Genomic DNA, 9008 nt, shown 5'->3' on the forward strand with positions numbered 1-9008 from the left:
TCCGGCGGTCCGGGCCGCGGGGGGGGCGGACGGCGGGTCCGTCGGCCGGTCGACGTGACATGCCACTGTGGACTCGGGCGTGCGTCACCACGAAGCAACCGTCAACGGTGAAACACCGTGGATGCTTGACGGCGACCAGCGCGCGAAACGTGAGAATTTCTTCCTTGAAAGGAGTTCCACCTCGTCACCACGGTTCGACAGCTGTTGCCGATCGGTTCACGAACACCTGAACCCGGAGTTCACGTCCACCCGCTCTGCTGTCCCGACACGTCGGGTGGAGCGACGCGATCCGCCACTGGGTGCGGACCACTCCCTCGGCGGGGAGGAGCAACCGTGGAAAGGCGTACCTTCCTGCGCGCGGCCGTCGCCGGTGGCGGTTCGATGGCGTTCGGTTTCACGCTGTGGAGCGAAGCGGTGGCCTACCCTGCGAAGACCGGTCCAAGCCCTTACGGCAGCCTCCAGAGCGCCGACGCCAACGGCATCCAGCTGCCGCAGGGCTTCACCAGCCGGGTGATCGCCCGTTCCACCAGGACCGTGCCCGGGACGAGCTACGTCTGGCACGGCGCCCCCGACGGCGGTGCCTGCTACGCCGACGGCACGGGTTGGATCTACGTGTCCAACGCCGAGCTGGGCAGCGCCGCGGGCGGGGCGAGCGCGATCCGGTTCAACTCCAGCGGCGACGTCACCGGCGCCTACCGCATCCTCTCCGGCACCAACCGCAACTGCGCCGGCGGCGCCACCCCGTGGAAGACGTGGCTGTCGTGCGAGGAGGTCGACCGCGGCTACGTGTACGAGACCGACCCGTACGGTGTGAACCCGGCCGTCCGGCAGGCCGCGATGGGCCGCTTCAACCACGAGGCCGCCGCCTGCGACCCCGACCGCAAGGTGATCTACTTGACCGAGGACGAGAGCGACGGCTGCTTCTACCGCTTCGTCCCCACCACCTGGGGCGACCTGTCCAGGGGCACCTTGCAGGTGCTGAAGGAGGTCGGCGGCGCGCTGTCCTGGGTCAACGTCCCCGACCCCGCGGGCAGCTCGACCCGCACCCGCAGGCAGGTCTCCGGCGCCAAGGTGTTCAACGGTGGTGAAGGCGCCTACTACCGCAACGGCACGTGCTTCTTCACCACGAAGGGCGACAACCGCGTGTGGGCGTACAACGCGGTCGCGAACACCATCGCCATCGCCTACGACGACAACCTCACCGGCAATCCGCCGCTCACCGGAGTGGACAACTTGACCGGTGCCACCGTCGGCGACCTCTACGTCGCCGAGGACGGTGGCAACATGGAGATCTGCGTCATCACGCCCAACGACGTCGTCGCGCCTTTCCTGCGCATCACCAACCAGAGCTCCTCCGAGATCTGCGGCGTCGCCTTCAACCCGGCCGGCAACCGCCTCTACTTCTCGTCCCAGCGGGGCACCAGCGGTTCCAGCAGCGGCGGCATCACCTACGAGGTCACCGGCCCGTTCCGCACCTCGCTGTAACAACGCCGGCTCTCCCCGGTCCGGAGCGGGTGCGCCCGCCCGCCACCACGGGCCCCGCGTCCCGTTCGGGACGCGGGTCGCCCTTCCCCCCGTGCCGTGGTGGACGGCGACCGGGCTCCCACCCCGGGACGAGTCGGAAGGCGATGAGCTCGGGCACGTCGAGAGCGGCCACCGGTGACGCGGTCGACGGATTCGTCGACGTCGGACCGGGCAGCGGAGAACAATTTCCGACGTCGGCCTGCTCCTCGTCACCGGCCAGGCATACACCCGACCGGCCCACCACAAGAAGGGCGCCAACCCCCGCCGAACAGCTCAAACTGCAAGCTTGGAGCCCGCTCGGTGACGTGGAGCCGCGCGAACGGCACTGTTCCCGCGGACGTCCCTCACGGCTGGGTGAACTGGTTCTTCTCCACCCGTTCGTGCTCCGACCACAATTCGTGGGGATACCCCAGCCGTGGCGCGCTCACCTCGTCCAGCCACTCGAACTGGCGCGTCGGGATGTCCAGCTCGCCGGCCGCGAGGTTGGACGTGAGCTGATCCACGTTCCTCGGTCCGAGGATGGGGATCACCCCCTTCGACATCGACCACTTGATCGCCACCCGCTCCGGAGTCGTGTCGAGGTCCCGGGCGACGCTCTCGACGGCGTCCAGGACCTTCGCCTTGGCGGGGTCGTCCTCCTTGTGGAGGAACTGGCTGATCGAGCTCTGCGCCCGACCTGTTGCGCCTCGCCGGTACTTGCCCGTCAGGAGACCGCCGCCGAGAGGCGAGAACCCGAGCACGCCCAAGCCGAAGGCTTCCGCCATCGGCACCAACTCCCGGTCGGCGCTGCGCTCGACGAGGCTGTACTCGACCTGGATCGCCACGAGAGGGGCCCAACCCCGCTGCTGCGCCAGGGTGACTCCCGTGGCCACGCGCCATGCGGGGAAATTGCAGAGACCGGCGTACAGGATCTTGCCGGCGCGCGTCAGGTCGTCGAAGGCCCGCAAGATCTCTTCGATGGGCGTGGATGCGTCGGCCACGTGGGCCCAGAACACGTCCACCCGGTCGGTGCCCAGTCGGCGCAAGCTCTGCTCCAGGGACTGGACCATCGCTTTTCGGCTGTTCCCGGTCATCTGGAGGCCGCTGCTCGCCGAAGTACCCATGGTGTACTTCGTCGCCAGGACCACGTCCTCGCGGTCCGCGGAGATGATGTCCGAGAGGTACTCCTCGGCGTCCCCCGACTGGTAGTTGGAAGCGGTGTCGATGAAGTTCCCTCCCGCTTCCCTGTAGATGTCGTACATCGCCCGAGCCTCGGGCGCGTGCGCCCCGTGACCCCAGCCCATACCGAAATTACCTGTCCCCAGTGACAGTTCCGACACCCGCAGACCCGATCTGCCAAGAAATCGGTATCGCATACGTCTCTTCACTCCTCAGGTCGATCCGGCACGAGCAGGCTCCTCACGCCTGGCAGTTCCTGCCGTCAGATACCCATCGTTCCCACTGCTGGGCGTACAGTCCATAACGTGGAGTCCAGCAATGTTTACCGATCGTCCGGCGCCGAGGTCCCCCTCGATGCGCACGACCCCTTCCGGGACGCCCTGGCGCTGGCGCGACCCCGGACCGTCGCCCCCGTCCCGCTCCGTGCGACGGCGCCGTGGAGAGCTCGGTTCTCCCCCTTTCCGCACATCAAGCTCGGCGTGGTGGTGGAAGGCGAGTGCTGGCTGTGCATCGACGGACTGGACCCCCTTTTCCTGAGCACAGGCGATTTCTACCTCCTCGGGAACCCGCCCCCCTACGGCCTCGGGAGCTCGATCGAGGCGGCCCGAACCCGCGACTCGGACGGGCCACTCCGCGAGGAGGATCCCGGGAGCGGGCCCGAGATTTCGCAACGCTCCGTCACGTACGCGTGCAGCGTCGACTTCGAATTTCAGGACTCCGACGCATCCACCCTGTTCTCATCGCTTCCCCCAGCCGTGATCATCAAAGCAGACGATACCGACGGGAGGCTGCTCTGGAACATTGCGGCAATCCTCGTCCACGAGATCGAGGCGCACAACGCGGGCCGGTCACTCGTCCTCGAGCACCTGGCCCAGATCCTCCTGGTGCACATGCTGAGGTTGCACGCCTTTTCGTCCCACAAGCCCTTGGGGTGGCTCGCGTCGGTCAGCGACGACGGGATCGGGGCAGCGTTGCGCGCTGTACACGCCGAACCGCACCACCGCTGGACGCTCGAAGAGCTGGCTAAAATCGCGATGATGTCGAGGTCGGCTTTCGCCGAGAACTTCAGGAACAAGGTAGGAAGACCCCCTTTGGACTACCTCATTGAGTGGCGAATGCAACTGGCGCGCGCCGCGCTGCGCACGGAGGACTCCCTCACGGCCATAGCGGGGGCCGTTGGGTACCAATCCGAAAGTGCTTTCAGCACCGCTTTTCGGCGCGTTGTCGGGATGTCACCGCGAGAGTTCCGCGCCTCACTGAACGCACAGCCGAGGGGCCACAGGCCCGATGATTTCGCGCCGACGGAGCCGCCCGAGGTTCACGATTCGGAGTCCGAAGACCGCTGAATAACGAGCTCGCGGCGGCCGATGCCGGCGACGCCACCAGCAAACCGGCCAACAGGGGCACGACGGCCCCGAGCGACTTCCTCACGCGTTCCTCCCTCGATCATCGTCGACCAGGCGGCGGAACAGAAACTTCCAACAGTGCGGCAGGGTTGTTTCGACAGTGGGAATTCGTTGCCCGAACGACCCAATTCGATCAACACCGGCCCGACCGCCGTCCGGCGGAACCCGACCGGTCACTCGTTGTGCAGGACCTCCGCGATCGTCGTCCGAGCCGCCGCCAGGGCCGGCAGGAAGGCGCCCAGCACCGCGATGGCGACGCCCGCCAGGGCCGGCAGCACGAGCACCGGCACGCGGTACACGTCGACCACCACGTCGAGGACGTCGGCCTGGGCCGCCCGCATCATGGCCGGCGCGACCACGTGGTGCGCGGCGACCCCGAGCGGCAGGCCGAGCAGCCCCCCGACCAAGCCCAGCGCGCCCATGGACGTCACCATCATCACCACCACCTGGCGCGGCGTCATCCCGATCGACTTGAGCACCCCCAGATCGCGGCGGCGCTCGCGGGCGTTGAGGGCGACGGTGTTGAAGACGCCCAGCGCCGCCACCGCACCCAGCACCAGCGTCAGGAGCACCGCGGCGCCGACGACGACCACGCCCATCGACGAGCCCCCGCGCGGGGGCGCCGGCGCCAGCCCGGGGTCGGCCGCCGCGGCGGCGGCCGCGTAGGCCCGCCGGTCCGCACCCGGTTCGAGCTGGACGTGGTAGGAGCCCGCCCTGGTGCCCGGGGCGAGCAGTTCGAGCAGGTCCCAGTCGGCGAAGACCTGCGCGGCGCTGTTGGCCAGGGCGACGCCGACGACCTCCACCCGCGCGCGCTGCCCGCCCAGCTCCACGGTGAGGGTGTCGCCGAGCCGGAGCCCGTGCTGGTTCAGGAACCTGGACGGGACGGCCAGCTGGCCGGGTCCGTCCGGCCTGCGCCCGCTCAGGATCCGCGGGCCGAGCTCCTCCGCGTCACCGCGGTAGAACAGGACCATGGCCGAGTCCTGCCCGCCGACCAGCCGCACCAGCTGCCGCGACGTCGCCGCCACCCGGACCGCGCCGGGCAGCGCGCGCAGCACCGCCTCGTCCTCGGCGTCGCCCAGCACCGGCGGGACGCCGTGGGTCGGTCCGCCCAGCTCAGGCCCCTCCCCGCCGCCCACCTTCCCGACCACCAGCTCGACCCGGTCGTCGTGGACCGGCCTGACCGCTTCCTCGTAGGCGGTCACGGAGTTGGTGAGGCCGATCGCGAGGGTCACGGCCATGACGCCCAGGGCGACCGCGGCCAGGGTCAGGGCGCTGCGCGCCGGGCGGGCGAACGGCAGGCCGAGGCCGAGGCTGACCGCACGCGGCAGCAGGGCGCCGCCGAGCAGCCGCTGGACCGCGAGCGCCCGACCGGCGCGCGGCGCGCTGCCCGCGCTGATCGCCTCGGCGGCCGACAGCCGGCGCGCCCGCAGCGCGGGCAGCAGTGCGGCCAGGGCGACCACGGCCGGCATCCCGAGCAGAGCGACGACGTTCACCAGGGGGCCGACACCGATGTCGGTCGCGCCGAAGACCTCGAACGCCTCGGCCAGCACCGGCCGCGCGGCGACGTTGCCCAGCACCGCGCCGAGCACGCAGCCGACGGCGGCCGGCGCGGTGACCATCACGAGGTAGACCGCCATCACCTGGTTCGGCGTGAAGCCGATCGACTTGAGCACCCCGATGTGCCGGACCCCCGCCACGACCGCGCCGCTGACCACGTTGGCGACGATCAGGACCGCCACCGCCACGCCGAGCACGCCGAACACCACCAGCAGCGGCACGTAGACGCCCGACTCGGCGGCCACCTGCTGCCGCGACATGAGGTAGGACCGCGAACCGAGCAGCGCGCCGGGCGGCAGCCCGGCCGTCACCGCCGCGAGCCCCTCGTCGACCTCCGCGGGCGTCGCGGCGCGGGTCAGGCGGTACAGGACCTGGACGTCGGTCGGCCGCAGGACCGCGAGCTGGTCGGGGGTCACCCACGCGTCGGCGGTGTCGCTCACCGAGTGGGCGAGACCGACGACGGTGAGCCGGTGACCGCCCTGGACGTCCAACCGCTCGCCCGGTCGCACCCCGAGGTCGGAACCGGGCGGCACGTCCAGGACGACCTCCCCCGGCCCGGCGACCCACCGCCCCCGCCAGACGTTCACCCGGTCGACCGGGCCGCCGGGATCCGCGCGCCCCACCGCGTTCAGGGTGGGCGCCACCATCGCGCCCCGGTTGGCCGAGACGTCCAGTGCGACCTGGTCGAACGGCCCGGCCACCGCCTCGACCCCCGCCCGGCCGGCCGCCGCGGTCAGCTGCTCGGCCGACACCGCGGTGCGGTCGAACGCCGCGACCAGGTGCGCGCCGCCCTGCTGGGCGTGCGCCCGGTCGAACGGCGCCGACGCCGCCGCCAGCAACCCGAGCGCCAGCACGATCGTCGCCGTGGAGACCCCCACCACCACGCCGATCACGACCGTCTGGAGCCGGCGCCTGCGCACCGCGCCCCGCGCGACCCGCCACACCGCGGTCACGGGGTCCGCTCCAGGCTGCTGTCGCGGGCGACCCGCCCGTCGACCAGCTCGACCAGGCGACTGGCGCAGCGGTTCGCGAGCGCCTGGTCGTGCGTCACCAGCAGCAGGGTCTGGCCGATCTGGTTGAGGTCGAGCAGCAGGTCAACCACCTGCTCGCCGGACCGGCTGTCCAGCGCCCCGGTCGGCTCGTCGGCCAGCAGCAGGGCGGGCCGGTTCACCAGCGCCCTGGCGACCGCCACCCGCTGCCGCTCGCCGCCGCTCAGCTGGGCGGGGTAGGTGTTGCGCCGCCCGGCGACGCCCAACTCGTCGAGCAGCTCCAGCGCGCGTGCGCGGGCCTGGCCCGCCGAGGTGCCGGTCAGCTGCGCGGCCAGCGCGACGTTGTCCAGCGCGGGCAGGTCGTCGAGCAGGTTGAAGAACTGGAAGATCATGCCGATCCGGCGGCGGCGGAACAGCGCCAGGTCCGTCTCGCTCATCCGGCCGAGGTCGTCGCCGTTCACCACGACCGACCCGGACGTGGGCCGGTCCAGCCCGGCCACCACGTTGAGCAGCGTCGACTTGCCGCTGCCCGACGGACCCGTCACCGCCACCGCCTCCCCCGCCCGGATGCTGAGGGAAACCCCGTCCAGGGCCGCGGACTCGCGGTACTCCTTGCGCACGGCGGACAGCTCCACCACCACTTGCGCCGTGCTGTTGTCACTGGTCACGCCGGTAATCCTGGCCCGGCGGCGCGGGCGCGGTCATCGGTCCCGGGAGGTAACCGGCCGGGGCGGGTCATCCCGGAGGTGTACGCGCCGGCTCCCGGGGATGATGCGGGTCCGGGCGGCGACCTGGGACAGTGGTCGCCGTGTGGGACGTCGGGCCGGGTTGGCTGGGGGTCGCGGCCGCGGCCGCGGTGGTGTTCGCCGTGCTCGTCGCGCGGCTCGCCCGCGCCCGGCGCGCGTTCGCCCGCGCGCTGGAGGAACGCGGCTGGCTGCTGGAGCGGGAGCGCGAGAGCGCGGCGCGCAACGCGGTCGACGCCGAGCGCTCCAGGATCGCCCGGGAGCTGCACGACATCGTCAGCCACAACGTGAGCGTCATGGTGGTGCAGGCCGGCGCGGCCCGCCGGGTCGTCGACTCGGAGCCCGACCAGGCCTCGGCCGCGCTGCTGGCGGTCGAGGCGGCCGGCCGGGACACCATGACCGAGCTGCGCCACCTGCTCGGCGTGCTCGCGCCGCCCGCCGACGGCGAGGACAACCCCGACCTGTCGCCACAACCCAGCCTGAGCAGGCTCGGCCGGCTGGTCGACCGCATCGCGTTCGCCGGGCTGCCGGTGGAGGTCCGCATCTCCGGCGATCCCCGGCCGCTGCCGTCCGGTGTCGACCTGACCGCCTACCGGGTCATCCAGGAGGCGCTGACCAACGCGCTCAAGCACGGCGACGGGGTGAAGGCGGAGGTGACCGTGCGGTACGCGGACCACTACCTGCGGGTGGAGGTGCTCAACACCGGCCCCAGCGTGCTGTCCGGCGACCGGACCGCGCCCGCGCGGCACGACGACGGTGCCGACGAGGGGCGCGGGCTGCTGGGGCTCAGGCAGCGGGTCGCGGTCTTCGGCGGCGACCTGGACGCCCGGCGCAGGCTGGGCGGCGGCTTCCGGGTCCGGGCGCGCATCCCGCTGGAGCGACCGTGAACACCGGGCCCACCGCGAACACCGGGCGAGCCGAGCCGCGCGTCGTCATCGCCGACGACCAGGCCCTCGTGCGCACCGGCTTCCGCATGATCCTCGCCTCGGGCGGCATCGACGTCGTGGGCGAGGCGGCCGACGGCGCGGAGGCGGTCGCGGTCGTGCGCGAGCAGCGGCCGGACGTGGTGCTCATGGACATCCGCATGCCCAACGTGGACGGGCTGGAGGCCACCCGCCAGGTCCTGGCGCGCCACCCCGGCTGCCGCGTGGTCATGCTGACCACCTTCGACCTGGACCGCTACGTGTACGCCGCGCTCGCCGCGGGCGCAAGTGGCTTCCTGCTCAAGGACGTCACCCCGGAGCACCTGGTCGCCGCGGTGCGCCTGGTGGACACCGGCGACGCCCTGCTCGCGCCGTCGATCACGCGCCGGCTCGTCCAGCGCTTCGCCGCGGTGGACCGCGACGCGCGGCCGCCCGCGGTCCACCGCGACCTCACCGCCCTGACACCGCGGGAACTGGAGGTGTTGTCCCTGCTGGGACGTGGTCGTTCCAACGCCGAACTGGCCGCGGGACTGGGGTTGAGCGAGGCGACGGTGAAGACGCACGTGGCCCGCATCTTCGCGAAGCTCGACCTCCGCGACCGCGCGCAGGCCGTGGTCCTCGCCTACGAGACGGGGCTCGTCCTCCCCGGCGATACCACAGGGAACACCTTCTCCGACAAGTGAACTCGAACGTGTCGTGCCAGGAATA

The 9008-nt window shown here is 71.6% G+C and carries 7 protein-coding genes; 4 read left to right on the top strand and 3 right to left on the bottom strand.

Annotated features, from left to right (window positions below; translation table 11 throughout):
• The first annotated feature begins 333 nt into the window (after nt 1-333).
• On the top strand, nt 334-1485 hold the full coding sequence (locus tag ABD223_RS28665; protein WP_344039694.1) for an alkaline phosphatase PhoX: 1152 nt from the start codon (nt 334-336) through the stop codon (nt 1483-1485).
• A gap of 383 nt (nt 1486-1868) precedes the next feature.
• Here the strand turns inward: ABD223_RS28665 and ABD223_RS28670 are convergent, their stop codons facing one another.
• On the bottom strand, nt 1869-2879 hold the full coding sequence (locus ABD223_RS28670) for an aldo/keto reductase (protein ID WP_344039695.1): 1011 nt from the start codon (nt 2877-2879) through the stop codon (nt 1869-1871).
• A gap of 108 nt (nt 2880-2987) precedes the next feature.
• On the opposite strand from ABD223_RS28670, the gene ABD223_RS28675 reads away from it, so the two are divergent.
• Nucleotides 2988-4028: an AraC family transcriptional regulator gene (locus tag ABD223_RS28675; RefSeq protein WP_344039696.1), complete on the top strand. Its 1041-nt coding sequence runs from the start codon at nt 2988-2990 to the stop codon at nt 4026-4028.
• Nucleotides 4029-4261: 233 nt separating this feature from the next.
• Here ABD223_RS28675 and ABD223_RS28680 read toward each other — a convergent pair whose 3' ends face one another.
• Together ABD223_RS28680 and ABD223_RS28685 are read right to left on the bottom strand one after the other, a co-directional pair.
• Nucleotides 4262-6598 (bottom strand): FtsX-like permease family protein, encoded by a 2337-nt coding sequence (locus tag ABD223_RS28680; RefSeq protein WP_344039697.1) that lies wholly within the window; start codon nt 6596-6598, stop codon nt 4262-4264.
• Nucleotides 6595-7302 (bottom strand): ABC transporter ATP-binding protein, encoded by a 708-nt coding sequence (locus ABD223_RS28685; protein ID WP_344039698.1) that lies wholly within the window; start codon nt 7300-7302, stop codon nt 6595-6597. The genes ABD223_RS28680 and ABD223_RS28685 overlap by 4 nt, the downstream gene beginning before the upstream one ends.
• A gap of 140 nt (nt 7303-7442) precedes the next feature.
• Between ABD223_RS28685 and ABD223_RS28690 the strand changes: the two genes are divergently transcribed.
• Together ABD223_RS28690 and ABD223_RS28695 are read left to right on the top strand one after the other, a co-directional pair.
• Nucleotides 7443-8264, top strand: coding sequence for a sensor histidine kinase (locus tag ABD223_RS28690; protein ID WP_344039699.1), 822 nt, complete (start codon nt 7443-7445; stop codon nt 8262-8264).
• Complete coding sequence (locus tag ABD223_RS28695) at nt 8261-8983, top strand: response regulator transcription factor (RefSeq protein ID WP_344039700.1); 723 nt, start codon at nt 8261-8263, stop codon at nt 8981-8983. The genes ABD223_RS28690 and ABD223_RS28695 overlap by 4 nt, the downstream gene beginning before the upstream one ends.
• Nucleotides 8984-9008 lie beyond the last annotated feature (25 nt).

Source organism: Saccharothrix xinjiangensis (genome assembly GCF_039527585.1).
GTDB lineage: Bacteria > Actinomycetota > Actinomycetes > Mycobacteriales > Pseudonocardiaceae > Actinosynnema > Actinosynnema xinjiangensis.